The following is a 23,272-nucleotide window of genomic DNA, read 5'->3' on the forward strand; positions in this document are numbered from 1 at the left end:
TCCAACGAGATCCCGACCGATCATGTCGTCAACTGACCTACGCGTGCTAGTAACCGGCGGCGCCGGCTTCCTGGGCTCGCACCTGTGCGATCGCCTCATCGAGCAAGGGCACGACGTCCTCTGCGTGGACAATTTCTTTACCGGCGGCAAGGCCAACGTGGCCGGCCTGCTGGGGCACCCCCGGTTCGAACTGATGCGTCACGACGTGACGTTTCCGCTGTACGTGGAAGTGGACCGGATCTTCAATCTGGCGTGCCCGGCTTCGCCCGTGCACTACCAGCACGATCCGGTGCAGACTACCAAGACCAGCGTCCACGGTGCGATCAACATGCTCGGCCTGGCCAAGCGCGTGGGCGCGCGCATCCTGCAGGCGAGCACCAGCGAGATCTACGGTGATCCGGAGATCCATCCCCAGGTCGAGGGCTACTGGGGACGGGTGAACCCAATCGGCATCCGCAGCTGCTACGACGAAGGCAAGCGGTGCGCGGAGACGCTGTTCTTCGACTACTGGCGCCAGCACCAGCTGGAGATCAAGGTGATGCGTATCTTTAACACCTACGGCCCGCGCATGCACCCGAGCGACGGGCGCGTGGTCAGCAACTTCATCGTGCAGGCGCTGCAGGGCGAACCGATCACCATCTTCGGCGACGGCACCCAGACCCGCAGCTTCTGCTACGTGGATGACCTCATCGAGGGCATGCTGAAGTTCATGGATACGCCGGCCGACTTCACCGGTCCGGTGAACATCGGCAATCCGGGCGAGTTCACCATGCTGGAACTCGCCGAGACGGTGCTGCGCCTGGTCGGCGGGACGTCGAAGATCGTCTTCCACCCGCTGCCTTCCGACGACCCCAAGCAGCGCCAGCCCGATATCGGCCTCGCCAAGGCCACGTTCGACTGGGAACCCAAGATCGCCCTCGAGGACGGCCTGAAGGAGACCATCGCTTACTTCCGTCATCGCTTGAGCGCCTGAGGACGACGACGATGCGCAAGATCGTGGTGATGCCCGTATACGAGGACCTCGAAGCGTCCTCGAAGCTCTTCGTCGAACTGGCGCGTGCGCAGGGAGCCGAGACCTACATCGTCGCCGTCGACGACGGCTCGGTCCGCCAGCCACTCGATGCCTCGGCGATCGAGGCCGCCGGGCTCGAGGGCGTGGTGATCAAGCTTCGCCGCAACGTCGGGCACCAGCGCGCCATCGCCATTGGCCTGAGCTACGTTGCCGAACACTTCGGTGACGACGTCGTCGTGGTGGCCATGGATTCCGACGGCGAGGACACGCCCCACAGCATCACCGAGCTGCTGGACAGGCTGGCCCTGCCCGATGCCGACGTGGTGGTGGCCGCGCGCAGGACCCGGGTCGAGTCGCTGAAGTTCAAGGCGTTCTACGTGGTCTACAAGTTCCTGTTCTCGCTGCTCAGCGGCAGGAAGATCAGCTTCGGCAACTTCATGGCCGCCAAGATGCCGGCGGTGCGCCGACTGGCCGCGATGCAGGAACTGTGGACCCACGTGGCCGCGGCCGTGCTGGGATCCAAGCTGCGCGTGCAGGCGTGCGCGCTGGATCGCGGCCCGAGGTACGCCGGCCGCAGCAAGATGAACTTCGTCGGGCTCGCCCTGCACGGTTTCCGCGCGTTGATGGTGTTCGCCGAGGACGTGCTCGTCCGTGTCGGCATCGCCTGCATCATCGTCGCCGGCATGGCCGTGGCGGGCGGTGTCCTGGCGATGCTGCTCAAGGCATTCGGCTTCGCGACACCCGGCTGGTTCTCGCTCGCGTTCGGCATCCTCGTGCTGGTGTTCCTGCAGACCGCGGCGCTGACGCTGATCATCCTGATGCTGTCGGGCATGATCCGCAGCGGCGGCGTCCTCGTCGCCGGCACCTACCGGGATTTCATCGACGAGGTGTTGCATGCCCGCCGCGGTTGACAACGCGCTGAGGGGACAACTCGTCAGATACCTGATCAACGGCGTCGTCGCTACCGGGGTGCACTACGCCGTGCTGCGCTTCAACATCGAGGTGTTGCAGATTCCGCTGGCCGGCGTCGCCAATGCCATCGCGGCGGTCTTCGGCATCGCCGTGTCGTTTCTCGGCAGCCGCTACTTCGTGTTCCGGGGCAGCCAGGGCAGCATGGCCAGGCAGGGGACGATGTTCGTCCTCGTGTACGCGGCCATCGCCCTGCTGCATGCGCTGGTGATGTACGTCTGGGCGGACCGGCTCGGCGGCGACTACACCATCGGCTTCCTGCTGGCCACGGCCATGCAGATGGCCTTCAGCTTTCTCGCAAACAAATTCCTGGTATTCAAATGAACAAGTACTCGCGTGCATTCCTGGCCACGGTGGCGTTCGTCGTCGGACTGTTGCTGATCTACTACGTGCACATGCGCTATTTCAGGGTCGACGTCGTGCTGTACGCGAGCATGTTCGACGCGGTGCTCGCCGTGATCGTCGTGTTCGCGGCACTTCATCTTCTCAAGTGGTTCCGTGACTTCAGCCGTCTCGAGTTGATCCAGCTGGCGGCGATCTGGCTGCTCGGCGGCTACGCGTTCGCGATCTCCGTGCCCACGGTCATCGACCGGTCGCTGTCCTTCTACATCCTCGAGAAGCTCGATCAGCGCGGCGGCGGCATCCGCGAGGACGCATTCCGCGAGATCTTTACCGAGGAGTACGTGCGCGAGCATCGCCTGGTCGACGTGCGGCTGACCGAGCAGCTCGAATCCGGCACGGTCGAGCTCCAGAACGGCTGCGTGAAACTGACGGCGCGCGGCGAGCGGCTGGCGTCCTTCAGCCGGTTCTACCGGCAGAATCTCCTACCCACCCATCGTCTTCTGATGGGCGAGTACACCGACGACCTGACCGATCCCTTCCGGGACAGCAGGATGACGTCCGACTACCGCTGCCAGTAACCGGCCACCCCATGATCGGTTCCCTCAGCACTAGTGCCGGGTCGGCCACCGGCGACCGCGTACCGAACTGGCTGCCGCCGCTCGCGCTGTTCGTGATCGGCATGTGGCTGGTGCCGCTGGCGCAGACGTGCCAGCTGGCCTGCGTGCCCGGCGATCTCGGCGACGCCCGTTTCAACGGCATCGTGCTCGAACATTTCTACCGGTGGTTGACGGGCCAGGAAACCAGCCTGTTCAATCTGCCGTTCTACCATCCGATGCCCGGCACCCTGACGTTCTCCGACAATCATTGGGGAACGGCATGGATCTATTCGATCTATCGTGCCCTGGGCTGGGATCGCTACGGCGCGTTCAGTCTCTGGTACCTCACCGGTTTCGCCGCTAATTTCGTTGTCAGCCACGTGGTGTTCCGGAAGATGGGGTTCTCGTCGCTGGCCAGCGCCGTGGCTGCGTTCGCCTTCACTTTCGCCATGCCGGTGCTCGCCCGGCACGGGCACGCGCAGCTCACCTACCGGTTTCTGATTCCCGTTGGCCTGTTGCTCTGGCAGCGCTTCGCTGCCGATGGCGGCTGGCGCTGGCTGGCGGGGTTGGCACTGGCGGTGGCGGGGCAGTTCTACATCTCGATCTACCTGGGCTACTTCATGTTGCTGCTGCTAGCCGCCTGGGCGATCGCGCAGTGGCATCTCGAGGGCGTCGGTCCCCGTGCCTGGTTCGCGCAGTGGCGGCGCTGGCGGCAGCCTGACGATCGTCGCGAGCTGGTTGCCAGCGTCGTGGCCATCGCGCTGGCGGGCATAGCGCTGATGCTGTTGATGTATCCCTATCTGCACTACTCCGAGCTCTACGCGTTCCAGCGCAGCCTCGACGAGATCATGTCGATGACGCCGCGCCTGCGGAGCTACCTGCTGGCCGACGAGTCCGGGCTCTGGGAACCGCTCAGCAGCCGGATCGGCGCGGGGATGCCGGCGCGCGAGGAGCAGCAGATGTTCTTCGGCGTGGGCATCGTCGGCCTCGCCGTGCTGGGGCGCCTGTTCTCGCCGCTCGCCATGCGCCGGGTGGCGTCACGGAGCTTCGTGCTGCTGTTCATCCTGACCATCACCATCGGTGGCATTTCGCTGTACTCGCTGGTCGCGAACCTGCCGGGTGCGGATTCCGTGCGCGCGGTCGCGCGAATCGGGTTGGTGATGATCCTGCCGCTCTCGATCCTGGTCGCGATGGGCGTGGATGCGCTCCACCAGCGGAGCTCCGCGGCACGCTGGGCGATCGTCGTGCTGGCGGGGCTGATGGTGGTCGAGTCTGCGACGCTGCGTATCACGAACTACGACCCGGCGTACTCGCAGGCGCGCGTCGACCAGTTGCGTGCAGCGTTGCCCGATCCCTTGCCCGAAGACGCCGTGCTCTTCAACCAGATCCATCCGGGCGTGCCGTTCCACATCCCCGAGCTGGATACGGTGATCCTGGCGCAGGAGGTGGGGCGGCCCACGCTCAACGGCTACTCCGGCAACACGCCGTCCGGGTACGGGCCACGTTCGTTCGAGATCCCGTGCGCGCAGGCCCAGGCCCGCATGCGGGGGGCCCTGGACAGCGGCCTGGTGTCCGCCGAGACCGTGAAGGCACTCGAAGAGAGCACCTTGGTCGTGATCGGGAGCCCGCCGTGTGGCCCGATGTCCGCGCCGATCATGCGGATCTCGGACGCCGTCAGGCTGTCGCTCGACATCGCCTCGGTGGAGAAGCTGCCGAACGAACCGGGCTATCGTGTGCGCGTGGTGGCGTTGAACCCGACCGAGGCGCCCATGAACGTCGACGTCGATCTGCCGTATCCGGTGCGCCTATCGTGGCAGATCGTGAATGCCGGGGATGCGGTCACGCAGTCCGCCTGGACGCCGCGAGTCGATCTGTCCGGCGGCCCGAACTTGGCGCCGGGGGAGGTCCGTGAGATGGTGTTCACCGTCCCCGATCCCGGCCAGGCCGGCGCACGCGTCGTCGTCAGCGCCGTGCTCGAGGGCAGGGTATGGCTGCACGAGCATGGTCTCGCGATGGCCGAATCGGCGATCGGAGGGGGCCAGCCCTGATCGCGACACGAACCGGGGTGGTGCGGAAATGAGAGCGTCGAGATCCTTCTGGGAATGGGGCCTGATCGTGGTCGGCCTGATCGTGGTCGTCACCACGTTGTCGCCCTCGATCGGCGGGGACGGCAGCGTCAGGTTCCAGACCGTCGACGCTTGGTTGCGGGGCGAAGCGGCCTACTCCAAGTTCTCGCTGGTGATGCCGCTGCTGTCCATGCCGCTGGCGTGGGCGGCGGTCGTCGCGGGTGTGAATCCCGCCGAGTGGGTGGCCTACTTCAATTTCGCCGCGTTCGTCGTCCTGTCGGGCCTGGCCTACGTCGAGATCGCACGGCGGTACTCCCCTGCGGTAGGCCGGGCGTGGCTGTTGCTGATGCTGGGCGCGTCGATGTTCCCGCATCACCTGCAGCACTACTACGGCGAGGTGCTGTCCGGAATGTGCTTCTTCGTCGGCATCCTGTGGATGGACCGGTGCCGATGGCTGTCCGTTCTCCTCCTCGCGGCCGCGTGCGCGGCCACGCCGGCGCTTCTGGTTCCGTTCGCCGGGCTGGCAGCCGTCTGGTTCCTCGTCGACAGGAAGGTCGTGCCCCTGGTCGCGACCGTCGCCGCGGTGGCGGTCGCCTTGCTGGAGATGTGGCTGAAGGGCAGCGGCGTCGGAGGCGGGTATCTGTCGGCCGGCGAACGCGGGTTCCAGACGATCCTGCCCTACTCCGGGCTTCCGGGATTCAGCTATCCGATGGTGTTCGGCCTGCTGTCGATCCTGCTGTCGTTCGGCAAGGGTCTGGTGTTCTACATCCCCGCCCTCCTGCTCGCCGCGTCGGCGAGGAGCCGCGCCGCTCTGGGTCTCGACTCGCGGCTCCGGTGGATCGCCCTGGCGGCGTTCGTCGGACCGGTGCTGATCTACTCGAAGTGGTGGGCCTGGTACGGCGGTAGCTTCTGGGGTCCGAGGTTCTTCCTGTTCATGTGCGCGCCGGCGTGTCTATTGATGGCGAGCGCGCTGCAGGAGCGGGGCGTGTCCATCGCTCGCCTGGCTGCCGTCGTGTCGATCGTCGTGCTTTCGGTGTGGGTGGCCGTGAGCGGCTACGTCTTCGCGCAGTCCAACATGGACATGTGCTGGGTCGACAACTATGCCAGCGAGTTCCTCTGCTGGTACGTCCCGGAGTTCAGTGCGCTGTGGCGTCCCTTCGTGACGGGCAGCGTGTGGCAGCTGTTCGACGAGGCACGCTGGCCCTACGCGGTGTGGAGCGTGGCCGCGATCGCATGTCTGCTGGTCCCGTTCGTCCGCGCCAGGCTCGAACTGCCCGAAGACCACACCGCGCAAAGCGCCTCGGAGCGCGTCGGGCCGCCGATCGGTGCGAGGATCGACGCACCGGCCGGCGTCGCCATGCCGTGGTGGCGATCGCCTGGCGTGCCCGCAGCGGTCTCGGCCACCGACGGGGCCGGGCTGGCGGACGTCGTGCGGTTCCGTCCGGAACGGATGATCGCCACCGTTGTGGTGTTCCTGGTGTCGCTGGCGCTTCTCCATTACCGGGCGACGCCGACCGTCGCGCCGGACGAAGCCGGCGTGTACGCCATCGCCCAGTATCTCGTCGGCCGGCCGTTCATCGACATGTCGGCGGCCCCGTTTTACAGCCCGCTGGCGGCGATCTTCTATGCGCCGGCGCTCGCGCTGTTCGACGACCCTTACCTAGTCTATCGGGCGATCATCGTCATAAACTGCGCGCTGGTCGCGTCCTGCGTGCCGCTGCTGCTCGGCATCGCCGATGCGATCGGGCTGAGGCAGCGCAACCGGCTCGTCGTCTGGGGCGCCGTGCTGGTGGCGTTGTGGCCGTCCTATACCTACCCGGCCGCCATGGGATGGGCCGAGTCGGCGTTCCGCCCCGTGTTCCTTCTCGCGATGCTGGCGGCGCTCCGGCTGGCGGCGCAGGCGGGCTGGGGCTGGCTCCTGACGTTCTGCGCGGCGGTCGTCCTGGCGTTCCTCGCCCACGCCCGCGGGCTCCCGCTGGTGCCGCTCGCCGTCGTGTATCTGCTGGTCCTCTGGTGGTGGGGGGCGCAGTCCGCGCAGAAGAGCCTGGCGGGCTTGGCCCTTCTGGTCGCGTTCTTCATCCTCGCGACGATGCTAAACCGGCACTTGGTGGAGGCGGTCTGGGGCGGCAGCACGTCCAGAGGCATGGGGTATCTGATCGATCAGTTCACCGGCGCGCTGTCGGATGGCGACAAGACCGTGAACGCGTTCAACGTCCTGGTCGGCCAGGCCTGGTACCAGATCGTGTCGACGCTGGGCATCTTCGCCATCGGCTGCTACTGGATCGGCAAGAGGGTCCTTCTGCAGCGGGACGTGGGCCTTCTCTTCGTCGCCCTGAGCGTGGCCGCCGTGGCCGCCGCCTCGGTCGCCCAGATGTTGGGCGCCAGCCGGGTCGATCATCTGGTTTACGGTCGCTATCTCGACGGTGCGTCGATCGTGGTCTTCTGGTGCGGCCTCGTGGCGTTGCTCGGGCGAACCCTGAGCTGGAAGGAGACCGCGGTGACGTTCTTCGCGGCGCTCCTCTTCTCGTGCGTTGCGTTGCTGGTGTTCATCCAGTCGGCACCCGTCTCGGAACTGGCTGCGGCGCATCCCAACAACGTGGCCGGCATCGCCGCCTACTTCGATCATCCGAACACGGTGTGGATGGTCGTCGGCCGTCCGACGATCGGCCTGTTCGTGGCGGCGATCATGCTCCTTTGCGTGAGAAGCGGCATCGGCCGTGCGGCGGTGATCTCGCTCGCCTTGGTCGCGCAGATGGCGTTCCTGTTCCCCAAGGTGGCGAAGCAGTCCAGGGCCGTCGAGCGCAACATGGAGCGGGATGTTGGCGTCCTGCAGCAGTTCCCGAATCTGCACTGGACCGATGCCGACCGGCAGTCGCTGTGGCTGTACTCGGTGCAGATGATGATGGATGCGCCGTTCAAGACCATCGGCAATTCGGCGCCCGTTCCCGGCCCCGACGGGGCGCTCATCACCAACCACCCGCGAGACGGCGCCGCCTGCGAGACCCCGGTGCGCAGCAAGATGCGTGTCTACCACGACGCCTGCAACGACGCGTCCGGCCACTGACGAGCAGCGCGGGGCACGAATGGCCCTGCGCCGCCGCCTCCCGCGCGCGGGCCGCTTCAGGTGTGGGGATGGCCGCCGTGGATCGCGCCCGCCGGAGACGGCCGCAGGCCGAGCCCGCCGCGTGAGGGCGCGACGCCGTGAGGCGCACGCGGTATGGATGGCCAAGCTGCCGCCGACCAGGGGATCGGCGCACAGCCGGCGCGCCTCGGCGGCGCATGCATCACGGCCGGACCCGGTGGGCACCAAGCGGGCTGTGGCCCGGTCGGCACCACGGGAACGTCAATCGCCCCGACGGACGCCAGCGTCCTTTCGCTGCTCCGAGATGGCGTGTTCCACATGCTGTACTCGCAAATGGATGCGTTCCATCAGCTTGCGGTTCACCGCGATCAGGTCGGCCAAGAATCCCATCATGAGCGTGAGGGCGCCGAGAATCAGGCAAAGGGCCGCGAAGATGACGGATTGGACATGGCCGTCGCCGCTTCCGATGGCCACGAAGTAGAGATAGCGCAAGCCGGCCAGAAGCCCCGCGACCATCAGGATGGTGCCCGGCCAGAGCAGCAGGACGAACGGGCGATAGGTCGCGAAGACGCGCAGGATCGTGATCAGCGAGCGCTGCACGTAACTGCGGATGCTCTTCACGAGCCGTGAAGGCCGCAGGTCGGGATTGGTCCGGACGGGCACGGAGTGGACGCGCAGGTTGCTCAGCCCGGCCTGGATGATCGTCTCGAGCGTGTAGGTGTATGCGTTGAAGACGTTCAGACGCATCGCGCAGTCCCTCGAGATCGCGCGGAACCCGCTGGGCGCATCGGCGACCTCGGTCTTGCTGGCCACGCGCACTGCCCAGCTGCCGAGGCGTTGCAGTTTCTTCTTGACCCAGGAGAAATGGTCCGTTTCGTTGATGGGCCGTGCACCGATCGTCATGTCGGCACGCCCCGCGAGAATCGGGGACGTCAGCAGGGGAATGTCGTCCGCCTCGTACTGGTTGTCGGCATCGGTGTTGACGACGACGTCGGCGCCCAGCTTGAGGCATGCGTCCAGCCCCGTCATGAAGGCGGCCGCTAGGCCCCGGTTGACCGGATGCCGCACGACATGGTGCACGCCGAGCTGCTTGGCCAGCTTCGCGGTGTCGTCGTCCGAGCCGTCGTCGATGACCAGCCATTCCACGCAGTCGAAGCCAGGCACGGACCGGGGCAGCGCGTTCACAGCGACGGCGAGCGTGCCTGACTCGTTGAAGCATGGGATTTGGATGATCAATTTCATGCGGTCGAAACTCTCGTCCTCTCTAGCGGGTCGGCGTGCGCCGAATGTCGTACCGGATGCGATTCGGGCGGATGGGCGCCTTCGCCGCCCGCGAATCCCGAAGCGTCAGCTGGTTCGTCCATAGGCGTCCTCGAACCGGACGATGTCGTCTTCTCCGAGATAGCTTCCCGACTGGACCTCGATCAGCTCCAGCGGCAGCTTGCCCGGGTTGCGCAACCGATGGGTCACGCCCAGCGGAATGTAGGTGCTCTGGTTCTCGGTGAGCAGGATCACCTCGTCGCTGCGGGTGACCTCGGCGGTGCCGCTGACCACGATCCAGTGCTCGGCGCGGTGGTGGTGCATCTGCAGGCTGAGCGTGGCGCCCGGCTTGACGGTGATGCGTTTGACCTGGAAGCGGGCGCCGTTGTCGATTGAGTCGTACGCGCCCCAGGGGCGGTAGACCTTGCGATGGGCGGCGGCCTCGCTGCGGCCGTCACGCTTGATCCGCGCCACCACGTCCTTGACCTCCTGCACGCGGTCGCGGTGCCCGACCATGACCGCGTCGTCGGTCTCCACGACCACCACGTTGTCCAGGCCGACCATGGCGATCAGCCGCGAACCGTAGGCGTACGTGTCCTTGCAGTCCACCGCGATCACGTCGCCGTGGTGCGCGTTGCCGGCGGCGTCCTTGTCCGAAACCTCCCACAGCGCCGACCAGGACCCCACGTCGCTCCAGCCCGCGTCCAGCGGCACCACGGCCGCGTCGCGGGTCTTCTCCATCACCGCGTAGTCGATGGAGTCGCTGGGCGAGGCAGCGAAGGCCTTGGCATCGAGACGGATGAAGTCGGCGTCGCGGGCGGCGCCTTCGAGCGCCTTCTCGCAGGCGGCGAGCATCGCGGGGTTCAGCGTGCGCAGCTCCTCGAGGTAGCGCGAGGCCTTGAACAGGAACATGCCGCTGTTCCAGTAGTAGTCGCCGGATGCGACGTAGCCCTGCGCCGTGGCGAGGTCGGGCTTCTCGACGAATTGCTCCACCGCGCGCACGCCTTCGCCGCCGGCCGCCTTGATGTAGCCGTAGCCCGTCTCGGGCGCGGCGGGGACGATGCCGAACGTCACCAGCTTGTCGGCCCCCGCCGCGGCGGCGGCCTCGTGAACGGCCGCGTGGAATGCCGCCTCGTCACGCACCACGTGGTCCGACGGCAGCACCAGCAGCAGCGCATCGTCGTGCAGGGCCTGCGCCTGCAGGGCGGCGATGGCGATGGCCGGCGCGGTGTTGCGCCCCACCGGTTCCAAGATCAGCGCCGCGGGGGTCGCGTCGCACTCGCGCAGCTGTTCGGCGGCCATGAAGCGGTGCTCGGCGTTGGCGACCACGATCGGCGCAGCGCCGGCGATCGGGGCGACTCGACGCCAGGTGGCCTGCAGCATGGTCTGCTCGCCGACCAGTGGCAGGAATTGCTTCGGGTAGGCCTCGCGCGAGAGCGGCCAGAGGCGCGTGCCGGAGCCGCCGGACAAGATGACGGGAAGAATGGGGAGCATGGGTGATGTCCGAGGGGTCAATGGGATGCGGGCTCTGCGCCGATGAGGGCTGCGAGGTCGTCGGTACGTTGTTTCAGCAGCGCAGTATCCGCCCGTGTTTCGACGTTGAGGCGAAGCAGGGGTTCGGTGTTGGAGCTGCGCAGGTTGAAGCGCCAGTCGCCGAAGTCGGCGCTGATGCCGTCTGTGCGGTCGATTGTCGGCGCGAGGTCGGCGTAGTGGGCCAGCACACGCTCAACAGTCGCCGAGGCATCGGCGACGCGATAGTTGATCTCGCCGCTGCACGGATACGCGCGCATGCGGTCGCCTACCAGTTCAGCCAGCGTCTGGCCGCTGCCCGACACCAGGCCGGCGATCAGCAGCCACGGGATCATGCCGGAATCACAGTAAGCGAAGTCGCGGAAGTAGTGGTGCGCGCTCATCTCGCCGCCGTAGATGGCATCTTCGGCGCGCATGCGTTCCTTGATGAAGGCGTGTCCGGTCTTGCTCATCACCGGCTGCCCGCCCGCAGCGCGCACCATGTCCACGGTGTTCCAAGTCAGGCGCGGGTCGTGGATGACACGGCCGCCGGGCTCGCGCTCGAGCAACGCGGTCGCGAGCAGGCCGACCAAGTAGTAGCCCTCGATGAAGTCGCCGTCGGCATCGAAGAAGAAGCAGCGGTCGAAGTCGCCGTCCCAGGCCACCCCGAAGTCGGCACCGTGTGCGCGCACTGCCTCGGCGGTGGCGGCGCGGTTCTCGGGGAGCAGCGGATTCGGAATGCCGTTGGGGAAGCGCCCGTCGGGTTCGTGCTGGATACGAATGAACTCGAACGGCAGGTGCGGCGCGAGTTGGTCGATCACCTGGCCTGCACCGCCGTTCCCGCTGTTGACCACGATTTTGAGCGGACGAAGCGCCCCAGCGTCAACATAAGACAGCAGATGGTGGATGTAGGCGGACTTGTCAGGCGCTTCGCTGCGGATGCCGCCGCCCACGGCCTTCGGTTCGTCAGCCGCCGCGGCGGCATCGCGGATCGCGAACAGGCCGCTGTCGCCGCTGATCGGGCGGGCACCTTCTCGGACAAGCTTCATCCCGTTGTAGTCCATCGGGTTGTGGCTGGCGGTGACCATTACGCCGCCGGCCGCATTCAGATGATCGGTCTGGAAGTAGACCTCCTCCGTGCCGCACAGCCCGATGTCGACGACGTCGCGGCCGGCGTGCAGGAAGCCCGCCTCGAGCGCTCGCTGCAGGCCCGGGCTGCTCAGGCGCACGTCGCGCCCCAGCACGACCGGCCCCGGGCCGAGTACGCCGGCCATGGCGATGCCGATCCTGCGCGCGAGGTCGGTATCGAGTTCATCCGGGACTCGGCCGCGGATGTCGTATGCCTTGAAACAGGAAAGCGTCATGAGAGTTCCGTGCCTGTGGTCGCCGGTCGGTCAGTCGAGTGCCGCCTCGAGTTCGGGCAGTACCTTGAACAAATCCCCGACCAAGCCGATGTCCGCGATCTCGAAGATCGCCGCATCGGCGTCCTTGTTGATCGCCACGATGGTGCCGGCGTCCTTGATGCCGGTCAGGTGCTGGATCGCGCCACTGATGCCGATCGCGACGTAGAGTTCCGGGGCGATGATCTTGCCGGTCTGACCGACCTGCAGCTCGTTGGGCACGTAGCCGGCATCCACCGCGGCGCGCGAGGCGCCGACCGCGGCGCCGAGCTTGTCGGCGAAGTCGAAGACGATCTTGAAGTTCTCCTCCGAGCCCACGCCGCGGCCGCCGGAGACCACGCGCTTGGCGCTCTGCAGGTCCGGGCGGTCGGTGCTGCCGGCGGCGAGGTCGACGAAGCGGGTGTGGGTGGGCAGCTCTGCGTCGACGGACACGGTCTCCCCCGTCGCCGAGCCGCCGCGTCCGGCTTCCTTCCAGGACGCACTGCGGATCGTCGCCACGACCGGCCGGTCGGCGGGTGCCTCGACGGTCACGATCGCGTTGCCGGCGTAGATCGGGCGCTTGAACACGTGGCTGCCCTCGACCGTCATCACGTCCGAGACCTGGGCGGTGCCGAGCAGGGCGGCGACCACGGGCATCAAGTCCTTGCCGAACGTGGTCGACGGGCCGAAGACGTGGCTGTAACCGTCGGCCAACCTGGCGACCTGCGGACCGAGCACTTGGGCGACGGCATGTGCGTTCGCGGCGTCGGCGACGGCCAGGACCTTGCGCACGCCGTCGATCTTCGCGGCCTCGGCGGCGACGCCGGCGGGGTCGGCGGCCAGCACGACGATGTCGATGGCATCGGCCCCCAGGGCCTGGGCGGCGGCCACGCACTTGGCCGTGGAGCCGTTGAGCCGGCCTTCGAGATGTTCGGCGACGATCAGGACGTTGGACATGAGGATTCTCCGTGTCGTTTCGGAAGGGTGGGTCGCGACGGCAGACGCGTCTCGCGCCCCCACCCCAGCCCTCTCCCAAGAGCGGGAGAGGGAGTTAAAAGCGGATCAGAGCAGGCCCTTGTCCCTCAGGGCGGCGACCAGTTCGGCGGCATCCTTGACCATCACGCCCTTGCTGCGCTTGGCCGGCGCGGCATGGTGGGTGGTCTTGAGGAAATCGCCGCTCTCCACGCCGAGTTCGGCGAACGGTATCGTCTCCAGCGGCTTGCTCTTGGCCTTCATGATGTCGGGCAACTTGATGAAGCGCGGCTCGTTCAGGCGCAGATCGGTGGTGACCACGGCCGGCAGGTCGACCTCGAGCGTCTCCAGTCCGGCGTCGACCTCGCGGGTCACGGTGGCCTTGCCGTCGTCGAGCACCAGCTTGCTGGCGAAGGTGGCCTGCGGTCGGCCCCACAGCGTGGCCAGCATCTGGCCGGTCTGGTTGGCGTCGTCGTCGATCGCCTGCTTGCCCAGGATCACCAGGTCCGGTTGCTCTTTCTCGATCAGCTTGAGCAGGGTGCGCGCGGCGGTCAGCGGCTGGATCGGCTGGTCGGAGACCACATGGATCGCCCGGTTGGCACCCATGGCCAGGCCGTTGCGCAGGTGGGCCTGGGCATCGGCGGGGGCGATCGTGGCGACCACGACCTCGGTGGCCTTGCCGCTGTCGCGCAGGCGCAGGGCCTCTTCCAAGGCGATGTCGTCGAACGGGTTCGGCGAGAGTTTCACGCCGTCGGTGACGACGCCGGAGCCGTCGGGCTTCACCTGAATGCGGACGTTGTAGTCCACCACGCGCTTGTAGGCGACGAGGATCTTCATCGGGCTTGGGTCCTTCTCGAACGGAGGAAGCGCTCTGCCGCGCGGCCGAGCGAGCAAACCTCGGATTCTACCGGTGCCGCCTGTTCGCCGCGAGTCGGACCCAGGGGCGCGGTGTGGTTCAGGTCCCGGGTATCCTGTGCGACCAGCCAATTGGGACCCGTTCGGGTCCGAGCAGGAGAATGCAAGTGCCGACCTGGCTCGTGACAGGAGGTGCCGGTTTCATCGGCGGAAATTTCGTGATCGAGGCCGTACGCCTCGGCGTACGGGTGATCAACCTTGATGCCCTGACCTACGCGGGCAACTTGCGGACGCTCACCCCGATCGACGAGGAGCCGGGGTACGTCTTCGTTCACGGTGACATCGGCGACCGCGCGCTCGTGGCCCGCCTGTTGACGGAGCACCGGCCCAACGCCGTGGTCAACTTCGCCGCGGAGAGTCACGTTGACCGTTCCATCGACGGCCCTGCGCCGTTCATCAGGACCAATGTGGTCGGCACGCTGGGCTTGCTTGAATCGACGCGTGATCATTGGAGGGCGCTTTCGGAAGAGGAGCGCGCCGCATTCCGGTTTCTGCACATTTCCACCGACGAGGTATACGGCTCGTTGGGCGAGATCGGCAAGTTTTCGGAGGCCACGCCCTATGCGCCGAATTCCCCGTACGCGGCCTCTAAGGCCGCCTCGGATCACCTGGTGCGCGCGTTCCACCACACCTACGGCCTGCCGACGCTGACGACGAACTGTTCCAACAACTACGGTCCTTACCATTTTCCGGAGAAGCTCATCCCGCTGGTCATCGCCAAGGCGTTGGCGGGCGAGCCGCTGCCGGTCTACGGGGACGGGCAACACGTGCGCGACTGGCTGTTCGTCACCGATCATTGCGAGGCGATCCGTACCGTGCTCGAGAAGGGCCGGGTCGGCGAGACCTACAACGTGGGTGGCGATTCAGAGCGGCGCAACTTGGAGGTCGTGGAGGCGATCTGCGATCTGCTCGATGCGCGACGCCCGCGCGATGACGGGCGATCTCATCGTAGCCAGATCACGTTCGTCGCAGACCGTCCCGGACATGATCGGCGCTACGCGATCGATGCCTCGAAGCTGCAGGGGGAGCTCGGTTGGCGTCCGCGGCATACCTTCGAACAGGGCATCGCCGAAACCGTCGACTGGTATCTCGACAACCAGGACTGGGTGCAACGCATCCTGGACGGGAGTTATCGGCTGGAACGTATCGGCACCGCGGCCTGAGCGCCGTTTTACTACCGAATCAGGCGAGACACCCATGACCCAGCGCAAGGGCATCATTCTTGCCGGCGGCTCCGGCACCCGGTTGTATCCGATTACCCAAGGCGTCAGCAAGCAGTTGCTGCCTGTCTACGACAAGCCGATGATCTACTACCCGCTCAGCGTGTTGATGCTGGCGGGCGTCCGCGAGGTGATGATCATCAACACGCCTCGCGAGCAGGCATTGTTTCGACATCTTCTCGGTGATGGCTCGCAGTGGGGCATGGACATCCGCTATGCCGTGCAGCCCAGCCCTGATGGCTTGGCCCAGGCGTACCTGATCGGCCGCGACTTCGTCGCCGGGAAGCCCAGCTGCCTCGTGCTGGGTGACAATATTTTCCATGGGCATGGCTTGACCGGAACACTCAAGCGCGCCGACGCCCGCGCTGACGGCGCCACGGTGTTCGGCTACTGGGTCAACGACCCCGAACGCTACGGGGTGGCCGAGTTCGATGCGGCGGGCAAGGTGGTCGATATCGCCGAGAAGCCGGAGCATCCACGCTCGAACTACGCGGTCACCGGCCTTTACTTCTACGACGGTCGTGCGGCCGACTACGCGGCGGAACTGAAGCCGTCGCCGCGCGGCGAACTGGAGATCACCGATCTTAATCGTCGCTACCTGGACGACGATGCGCTCTATCTCGAGCAGCTCGGTCGTGGGTATGCCTGGCTCGATACCGGAACCCACCAGTCATTGCACGAAGCGTCCAACTTCATCCAGACCATCCAGGACCGGCAGGGCCTTCAGGTGTGTTGTCCGGAAGAAATCGCCTGGGGGAACGGCTGGATCGATGCCGGGCAATTGGAAGCATTGGCGGCGCCGCTGGCCAAGAATGGTTACGGCAAGTATCTGCAGTCCCTCGTCCAGCGTGGAGTCGTGCGTTGAGGATCATCGAGACCAAGCTGCCCGGTTGCGTCGTCATCGAGCCGGCCGTGTTCGGCGACGCTCGCGGCTTCTTCTTCGAAGCCTGGAACGCCGAGCGCTTCGGTCAGCACGGCCTGCCGACGCGATTCGTCCAGAGCAATGTGTCCTCGTCGGCGAAGTGCGTGTTGCGTGGTCTGCATTACCAGTGGCCGCGGCCGCAGGGGAAGCTGGTGAGTGTGCTCGTGGGCGACGTGTTCGACGTGGCGGTGGACATCCGCCGCGGCTCCCCCACCTTCGGGCAATGGGAGGGCGTGATGCTGAGCGCGGAAAACAAGCGCCAGTTCTGGATTCCGGAAGGTTTCGCGCACGGCTTCGCGGTGCTGTCGGACACCGCGGTGTTCAGTTACCTGTGCACCGACGTGTACGTGAAGGAGGCCGACGCCGGCGTCCGCTGGGACGATCCCGCGGTCGGGGTCGAGTGGCCTGTCGACGCGCCGCTGCTGTCCGAGAAGGACACCGCGGCGCCGCTGCTGGCCGACATCGACGAAGCGCGCCTGCCGGTGTTCGCCGCATGACCGTGCTGGTCTTCGGTGCCAATGGGCAAGTCGGGCAGGAGTTGCTGCGTGCACTCGCGCCCGGCGACGGGGTCCGCGGCGTGACCCGCAGCGGCACGCTGGCGGATGGTAGCGCCTGCCTGCAGGCCGACTTCGGCGATTCCGGGGCTGTCGTCGATCTGCTGGAGCGGGTGCGGCCGCAGGTGGTGGTGAATGCGGCCGCGTACACCGCCGTCGACAGGGCCGAGCAAGAGGCCGATGCCGCCTTCGCCGCCAACGCGACCACGCCAGGCGCGATCGCGACGTGGTGCGCGGCGCAGCGAGTGCCGCTCGTTCATTACTCCACCGACTACGTCTTCGACGGCACCGGCACGCGCCCGTACCGGCCCGACGATGCGACCGCACCGCTCGGCGTCTACGGCGCCAGCAAGCTCGCCGGGGAGGCCGCGGTCCGCGCTGCCGGCGGCCGGCACCTGATCTTCCGCACCGCGTGGGTCTACGCGGCGCACGGCCAGAACTTCCTGCGTACGATGTTGCGGGTGGGGGCCGAGCGCGACGTGTTGCGGGTGGTGGCCGACCAGATCGGCACGCCCACGCCTGCGGCGTTGATCGCCGATGTCACCGCGCAGGTGTTGAGGCGCGATGATGTGCCGTCCGGCACCTGGCATCTGACCGCCGAGGGCGAGACGAGCTGGCACGGATTCGCCGAGGCGATCTTCGCCGGCGCGGTGGCGCGTGGGCTGCTGGCCCGGGCGCCACAGGTGGACGCGATCACGACGGCGGACTATCCGACACCGGCGCGCCGGCCCGCGTATTCGCGTCTGGATACGGACAGCCTGCAGCGGGATCTCAGGGTCGTGTTGCCGACCTGGCAGCAAGGGCTCGACCAGGTGCTCGACACGCTCGCGCCAGGCACGGGGTGACCTTCGCCGCGGGATCGTCGCGGCGGTCATGGTGGACTGGCCGATGGTCCAACGCATCCCCGGCACGCGGCCGGTAGAATCGGCATTTCCCATCCGCGTGAGTCCGCCCGATGAGCGAAGCGATTTCCACCGAGCGTCCGGCCGCGCGCGCCGGCAAGCTCTATCCCGACGCCGCCAGTGCGCTGGACGGCATCGTGGCCGATGACCAGACCCTCGCCGTCGGTGGGTTCGGTCTGTGCGGTATTCCCGAAGCCCTGATCGCGGCGTTGCGCGACGCCGGGGTCAAGGGCCTGACCGCGATCTCCAACAACGCCGGCGTGGACGGTTTCGGCCTGGGCCTGCTGCTGGAGACCCGGCAGATCCGCAAGATGATTTCGTCCTATGTGGGCGAGAACAAGGAGTTCGAGCGGCAGTTCCTGTCCGGTGAGCTCGAACTGGAATTCAATCCTCAAGGCACGCTGGCCGAGCGCCTGCGCGCGGGCGGCGCGGGCATCCCCGCATTCTTCACCGCCACGGGCTACGGAACCGTCGTGGCCGAGGGCAAGGAAACCCGGGAGTTCGACGGCAAGCACTACGTGCTGGAGACCGCGCTCACCGCGGACGTGGCCCTGGTCAAGGCCTGGAAGGCCGACAAGGCGGGCAACCTCGTGTTCCGCAAGACCGCACGCAACTTCAATCCGGCCTGCGCGATGGCGGGCAAGGTGTGCGTCGTTGAAGTCGAGGAGGTCGTCGAGATCGGTGCCATCGATCCCGATCACGTGCATCTGCCGGGCATCTACGTCGATCGCATCGTGCACAACCCGACGCCCGAGAAGCGCATCGAACAGCGGACCGTCCGCGCGGGCTGAGCCGCCGCGACGTCGACGCCCTTCCGCGCACCCTCAACCTGTGCGCATACCCCCGCTCCTGGAGAATCCGATATGGCCTGGACCCGCGACGAGATGGCGCAGCGCGCCGCCCGCGAACTCACCGATGGCGCCTACGTGAACCTCGGCATCGGCCTGCCGACCCTGGTCGCCAACCACATCCCCGAAGGCGTCGACGTCTGGTTGCAGTCCGAGAACGGCCTGCTCGGCATAGGTCCGTTCCCGACCGAGGACGAGGTGGACGCCGACCTGATCAACGCCGGCAAGCAGACCGTCACCGCACGCCAGGGTGCGAGCTATTTCGGCAGCCACGATTCCTTCGCGATGATCCGCGGCGGGCATATCGATCTCGCCATTCTCGGTGCGATGCAGGTCACCGCCGGCGGCGACCTCGCCAACTGGATGGTGCCCGGCAAGATGGTCAAGGGCATGGGCGGGGCGATGGATCTGGTGGCCGGGGTCAAGCGCGTGGTCGTGCTGATGGAGCACGTGGCGAAGGACGGTAGCCACAAGATCCTGCCCGAATGCACGCTGCCGTTGACCGGTGTCGCTGTGGTCGACCGGATCATCACCGATTTGGCGGTGTTCGACGTGACCGCCGACGGCCTGGTGCTGGTGGAGGCCGCCGAGGGCGTCGACATCGATACCCTGCGCGAGCGCACCGGCGTGCCGTTCGCTCAGGCGGCCTGACGCCTCACGCCTGACGCCCGTGTGCTGCGGTTTCGGCCGCACCGTCGCCGTGCGGAGGCCGCGCCCCGGCGATGCGTCCATGTAGTCGACGGGGTCATCCGGTGGCCGACTACGCGACGCTACGGGCGCGCCCATCCGCGTGCCGCGCGGGCCAGGAATCGCGCGAGTCGTATCCCCGCGCCCCGCGGCCATCCGTCCCCGTTGGCCTAGACTAGGCGCCTCTGGACAAGGAGCCGCGCGGATGAGGGTGCTGGTGTGTGGGGGCGCGGGTTACATCGGCTCGCATATGGTGCGGCGTCTGCGTGCCGCCGGCCATGTCGCGACGGTGTTCGACAATCTGTCCACCGGCCATCGCGCCGCGGTGGGCGACGCGCAGCTCGTGGTCGGCGACCTTCGCCGCCAGGCGGATCTCGAGGCGGTGTTGGCGGGCGACCGGTTCGACGCGGTCATGCATTTCTGCGCGCGCTCGCTCGTCGGCGAATCCGTGATGCAGCCGTACGACTACTACGACAACAATGTCGTCGGTACCCTCAACCTGCTGCAGGCGATGCGTACGGCCGGGGTGGACCGGCTCGTGTTTTCGTCCACCGCGGCGGTGTTCGGCCTGCCGCAGGCCGATCGCATCGACGAAACGCATCCGATCGCGCCGATCAATCCCTATGGGGCCAGCAAGGCGATGGCCGAGCGGATCCTCGCCGATGCTGCGGTTGCGTACGGCTTGCGATCGGTGGCGCTACGGTACTTCAACGCCGCGGGCGCGACGCCGTCCGGCGAGATCGGCGAATCGCACGACCCGGAGACGCATCTGATCCCTAATGTGCTCCGCGCCGCCCTCGGGCAGGGCGCCGGGTTGAAGGTGTTCGGTAACGACTATCCGACCCACGACGGCACCTGCATTCGCGACTACGTCCACGTGGACGATCTCGCATCGGCGCACCTGGCGGCGCTGGAGTACCTGCAGACGCAGCCGGGCGCGCACAGTTTCAACCTCGGCAACGGCAACGGTTTCAGTGTCCTCGAGGTGATCGAAGCGGCCGTGCGCGTGGCAGGACATTCGATTCCCTACACAATCGAGGAGCGGCGCTCCGGAGACCCGGACGTGCTCGTCGCGTCCAGTGAGCGGGCGCGCAGCGTGCTGGGCTGGCATCCAAGATCCGCCGACATCGAGGCCATCATCGCCAGTGCATGGCGATGGCACCGCTCCCCTCGCTACTGACCACCTTTCCAGGCGGCCGGGGGCGCTGTGCCCGCCAGAGCGGGGACCGCGCCCCGGCCGGTGTAGGTGTCGGCGATGCCGAGGGCCTGCAGCCACGGGGCGGACCACGAGCCGTCGCCGACGCAGGCCAGAGGCTTCTGAATCGCCGTCGCGTCGAAGACCAGCTCGTCGGCGAGGGGGCCGGCCGCAGAGCAGATGTCCTCGATGAAGCGGATCGCGCCGTCATGGACCTGCGTGATCAGCGACCACTGCGGAGCCGAGACATCGGCGTCCGCATAACGCGGGACAGGCTGGCCGTTCTCCGATCCGAATCCGGCGAATTGCGGGTCCGGTGCGGTCAGCAGGCTCTCCAGCAGCAGATCGTGGCGCAGAACCTGGGCGCTCTCCGCCCCGTCCGTGCGCCCGTCGTGGAAACGTGCCGTCATCCATCCCGCGTCCCCGTATGCAAGGGCACCGGCGTTCAACGCGAAGTAAGCGCCGTCCAGAGGGCGCCCCAGCATGCGGGCGAGGTGGCGCTGGATGGTGCCGGAATAGCCGATGTCGGCGAGCAGCACCGGATCGTCGCCGGCGAGCGACTGCCAGTACAGCCGATAGGCGGCGCGTGCCGATGCGGCGAGTTGCAGAACACGGTCGTGCGCCGGTTCGAGCATGTCGACGATGGCGTCGCCCATCTCAGGAAGGAAGACCTGGCGAGACAGCGTCGCGTGTTCGACGAGCGGGGTGATGGCAGCGGTGGCGGCGGAGCCCAGGCGCGCGCGCAGCAGCCCGTCGAGGGTGCCGTTGTACGTGCCCGAAAACAGCGAGCGCAGATCTTCGACGTGATGGGGGGCCGCCAGCCCCGCTGCCTGTCGGGATGCCAGGAAGTAATGGCCGGTGATCCGATCGGACCCGACCGCGTCCGACAGACGGTCGAATCCGCGCTTGAGCAGGTGGCCCTCCCGGCTCAGAAACAGGATCCGGCGTGCGCCGCGTGCCCGTGCGGTCCCCAGCAGCCAGACGAGGTAGTCCAGAACGAGAGGTCCGAGCATGCAGTAGCCCAGCGAATGCGGCGAAAGCACGACCCGGGGGGCGAGCTGGGACGGATCCCGATCCGCGAGATCCGCGAAATGATTGGCGACCAGGCCGAGCCACAGCGCGTTCTGCCAATCGGTCGGGTCGGTGACCGCACCTCGCAGCGCTCGCAGGCCGGGCACCACGTCCAGCATCGCCGCAGGGCGCAGGACATGCGCGGGCGTGAGCAGGCCGTGCCACTGCGGGACCTGGATGTCCGCCTGCTCGTTGTCGCCGATATGGAGCCAGTGTCCTGCGGGGACCCGTTCGACCTCCGGGACGGCAGCCCACGCGCTCCCCGTGTCCTTGCGCCAACCGGTTTCGCAGGAGACGTACCAGGCCGACGGCAGCCCGGCGACCGCAGGCGGCAGGATCCGTTTCAGGGTCGCGGTATCCAGGTACATGTCCGACAGCGCGACCAGACGCCGGCCGCGCGCGGCGAGCTGCACGGCCGCCAGCACGCCTTCGCGCGGGCGCAACCACTTGGCTTCGCTCGATTCCTCGAGTGCGCGGAGCGCGTCGATGGAGGGCGCGTTTCGAGGCAGGAGCTCCGCCATCGAGCGATAGATGGCCTGTAGGCACGGATCGTGCCCGTCGCCCGCGACGCGCGCCCTTTCCTCTGCCCGTTCGCGCAGCGAGACGAAATCGGCCAGGTCGAACGTCTTCTCCACGAGGCGCCCCAGGCAGGCGCGTGCAGCCTCGGGCGACAGAAACGGACGCACCACCAGCGTATCGAACACATCGCTGGAGATCAGTTGCGCATCCAGTGCGGCAATGGGCAGGCGATCGCGCAGTGGCAGGGCGAAGTACTCGGACCAGTTGCGGTCGCCTTCCGATGTCAGGGCCAGCGTGCCGTCTCTGGGGAGAATGCCGACGAGGTGTCCGCTCGCACGGGCCGAGGGGACCAGCAGGCGCTCGATCGCATGTTGCAGGGTGCCATCCACCTGCCCGCGCTCCTCGGGAAAATCGTCCGTCGCCAGCCGTAAGTCGAGCAGGGGGCGGATCGCGTCCACGCGTGCCCAGAACATCGATCCGGCCGGGAAGTCCAGATAGGCGCCGGCGTGAACGCCGATCCCGAGGCGCGCGCCCAGTGCCCGGGCGGCGTCGAGGTTGCTCAGCCAGGTGTGCGCCCACAGGGGGACACTTTCGTAGCTGTCCGGATAGACCAGGCCCAGGCGGGGCTCGGATACGAACATGCCGAGCTGCCAGGCGATACGTTCGCGGGTGCCCAGCAGTGCGTGGGTCAGGTATCGCCGCCAGGCATTTTGCGAACTCCCGGTGTACAGGGATTTTTTGGTATGCAGGTGGGCGACGATATCGAGCTGGATGATGTCGTCGCGAAACGTCGAGACGAACGGCGCGATGTCGCGTCCTCGGTTGGCGACCACCTCGATAAGCAGTCGCTCGATACCCGAGGTGGCGCCGAAGCGGGATTCAACCTCGGCGACCGTGTCCGGATCCGTCACCGAAACCAGCAGGGTGAACGGCACCGGCATCGCCGCGAGCAGATCCGCGAACTCATCGAGAAGGTCGGGATAAAACGCGTGCAGCATGACGCCGACCTTGAGCCGGACCTGCTCGAGCGGTGCCGGCGCGGCGAAACGATGGGCGACGACGAGGGGTGGAGGCGATGGAGGCGGGTGCGCCGCTTGACGCAGACGGGCCATGAAGCCGCGCACACCGATGGCCCCGGCCATCTGCAGGGCGCGGCGCGTCACCGCGTACGTTCCGGCCAGTCCTCCGCCGTGGCGTTCGATGGAACGCCCGATGCTGAGCACGAGGCGACGGAACAGCGGAATCACAGGCG

The 23,272-nt window shown here is 67.2% G+C and carries 19 protein-coding genes; 13 read left to right on the forward strand and 6 right to left on the reverse strand.

All coding sequences use genetic code 11. From position 1 onward, the window contains the following. Positions 1 to 22 precede the first annotated feature (22 nt). Genes RG19_RS02400 through RG19_RS02425 form a run of 6 tightly spaced genes read left to right on the forward strand, consistent with a single transcriptional unit; the run spans position 23 to position 8,049 of the window. Positions 23 to 973 carry a UDP-glucuronic acid decarboxylase family protein gene (locus RG19_RS02400; protein WP_058833868.1) on the forward strand — a complete coding sequence of 317 codons (951 nt, stop codon included), beginning with the start codon at positions 23 to 25 and terminating at the stop codon, positions 971 to 973. A gap of 11 nt (positions 974 to 984) precedes the next feature. Then, positions 985 to 1,923, forward strand: coding sequence for a glycosyltransferase (locus RG19_RS02405; RefSeq protein WP_058833869.1), 939 nt, complete (start codon positions 985 to 987; stop codon positions 1,921 to 1,923). After that, positions 1,907 to 2,305, forward strand: coding sequence for a GtrA family protein (locus tag RG19_RS02410; RefSeq protein WP_058833870.1), 399 nt, complete (start codon positions 1,907 to 1,909; stop codon positions 2,303 to 2,305). The genes RG19_RS02405 and RG19_RS02410 overlap by 17 nt, the downstream gene beginning before the upstream one ends. Further along, positions 2,302 to 2,901 (forward strand): hypothetical protein, encoded by a 600-nt coding sequence (locus RG19_RS02415; RefSeq protein ID WP_058833871.1) that lies wholly within the window; start codon positions 2,302 to 2,304, stop codon positions 2,899 to 2,901. Before RG19_RS02410 ends, RG19_RS02415 begins: the two co-directional genes overlap by 4 nt. Before the next feature lie 11 nt (positions 2,902 to 2,912). Continuing rightward, entirely contained in the window at positions 2,913 to 4,967 is a 2,055-nt protein-coding gene (locus RG19_RS02420) for a hypothetical protein (RefSeq protein WP_058833872.1), read from the forward strand. Positions 4,968 to 4,995: 28 nt separating this feature from the next. Next, positions 4,996 to 8,049, forward strand: coding sequence for a hypothetical protein (locus RG19_RS02425; protein WP_058833873.1), 3,054 nt, complete (start codon positions 4,996 to 4,998; stop codon positions 8,047 to 8,049). 279 nt (positions 8,050 to 8,328) lie between these two features. On the opposite strand, the gene RG19_RS02430 is transcribed toward RG19_RS02425, so the two are convergent. The 5 genes from RG19_RS02430 to RG19_RS02450 form a co-directional block, all read right to left on the reverse strand. Then, positions 8,329 to 9,309 carry a glycosyltransferase family 2 protein gene (locus RG19_RS02430; protein ID WP_058833874.1) on the reverse strand — a complete coding sequence of 327 codons (981 nt, stop codon included), beginning with the start codon at positions 9,307 to 9,309 and terminating at the stop codon, positions 8,329 to 8,331. A 105-nt stretch (positions 9,310 to 9,414) separates the two neighbouring features. Next, positions 9,415 to 10,821 (reverse strand): mannose-1-phosphate guanylyltransferase/mannose-6-phosphate isomerase, encoded by a 1,407-nt coding sequence (locus tag RG19_RS02435; protein ID WP_058833875.1) that lies wholly within the window; start codon positions 10,819 to 10,821, stop codon positions 9,415 to 9,417. A gap of 17 nt (positions 10,822 to 10,838) precedes the next feature. Next, positions 10,839 to 12,200, reverse strand: a complete 1,362-nt coding sequence (locus RG19_RS02440; protein WP_058833876.1) for a phosphohexomutase domain-containing protein — start codon at positions 12,198 to 12,200, stop codon at positions 10,839 to 10,841. A 30-nt stretch (positions 12,201 to 12,230) separates the two neighbouring features. Beyond that, entirely contained in the window at positions 12,231 to 13,172 is a 942-nt protein-coding gene (locus RG19_RS02445) for an electron transfer flavoprotein subunit alpha/FixB family protein (RefSeq protein ID WP_058833877.1), read from the reverse strand. A gap of 105 nt (positions 13,173 to 13,277) precedes the next feature. Beyond that, on the reverse strand, positions 13,278 to 14,024 hold the full coding sequence (locus RG19_RS02450) for an electron transfer flavoprotein subunit beta/FixA family protein (protein ID WP_058833878.1): 747 nt from the start codon (positions 14,022 to 14,024) through the stop codon (positions 13,278 to 13,280). A 185-nt stretch (positions 14,025 to 14,209) separates the two neighbouring features. Here RG19_RS02450 and rfbB point away from each other — a divergent pair, with 185 nt between their 5' ends. The 7 genes from rfbB to galE all read left to right on the forward strand — a co-directional run bounded on the left by rfbB (position 14,210) and on the right by galE (position 20,415). After that, complete coding sequence (rfbB, locus tag RG19_RS02455) at positions 14,210 to 15,265, forward strand: dTDP-glucose 4,6-dehydratase (RefSeq protein WP_058836367.1); 1,056 nt, start codon at positions 14,210 to 14,212, stop codon at positions 15,263 to 15,265. A 34-nt stretch (positions 15,266 to 15,299) separates the two neighbouring features. After that, on the forward strand, positions 15,300 to 16,187 hold the full coding sequence (gene rfbA / locus RG19_RS02460; RefSeq protein WP_058833879.1) for a glucose-1-phosphate thymidylyltransferase RfbA: 888 nt from the start codon (positions 15,300 to 15,302) through the stop codon (positions 16,185 to 16,187). Next, the gene (gene rfbC / locus RG19_RS02465; protein ID WP_058833880.1) at positions 16,184 to 16,741 is read left to right on the forward strand and encodes a dTDP-4-dehydrorhamnose 3,5-epimerase; all 558 of its coding nucleotides are present in this window, start codon (positions 16,184 to 16,186) and stop codon (positions 16,739 to 16,741) included. The genes rfbA and rfbC overlap by 4 nt, the downstream gene beginning before the upstream one ends. Next, positions 16,738 to 17,643: a dTDP-4-dehydrorhamnose reductase gene (rfbD, locus tag RG19_RS02470; protein WP_058833881.1), complete on the forward strand. Its 906-nt coding sequence runs from the start codon at positions 16,738 to 16,740 to the stop codon at positions 17,641 to 17,643. The genes rfbC and rfbD overlap by 4 nt, the downstream gene beginning before the upstream one ends. A 110-nt stretch (positions 17,644 to 17,753) precedes the next feature. Beyond that, positions 17,754 to 18,491: a CoA transferase subunit A gene (locus RG19_RS02475; RefSeq protein WP_058833882.1), complete on the forward strand. Its 738-nt coding sequence runs from the start codon at positions 17,754 to 17,756 to the stop codon at positions 18,489 to 18,491. A gap of 72 nt (positions 18,492 to 18,563) precedes the next feature. Further along, positions 18,564 to 19,199, forward strand: a complete 636-nt coding sequence (locus tag RG19_RS02480; RefSeq protein WP_058833883.1) for a CoA transferase subunit B — start codon at positions 18,564 to 18,566, stop codon at positions 19,197 to 19,199. 241 nt (positions 19,200 to 19,440) lie between these two features. Continuing rightward, complete coding sequence (gene galE, locus RG19_RS02485; RefSeq protein ID WP_058833884.1) at positions 19,441 to 20,415, forward strand: UDP-glucose 4-epimerase GalE; 975 nt, start codon at positions 19,441 to 19,443, stop codon at positions 20,413 to 20,415. On the opposite strand, the gene RG19_RS02490 is transcribed toward galE, so the two are convergent. Next, positions 20,409 to 23,267 (reverse strand): rhamnan synthesis F family protein, encoded by a 2,859-nt coding sequence (locus RG19_RS02490; RefSeq protein WP_058833885.1) that lies wholly within the window; start codon positions 23,265 to 23,267, stop codon positions 20,409 to 20,411. The two genes, galE and RG19_RS02490, sit on opposite strands and share 7 nt — an antisense overlap. Between the last annotated feature and the right edge of the window lie 5 nt (positions 23,268 to 23,272).

It is taken from the genome of Luteimonas abyssi (assembly GCF_001482195.1).
In the GTDB taxonomy this organism is placed as follows: Bacteria; Pseudomonadota; Gammaproteobacteria; order Xanthomonadales; family Xanthomonadaceae; genus Luteimonas; species Luteimonas abyssi.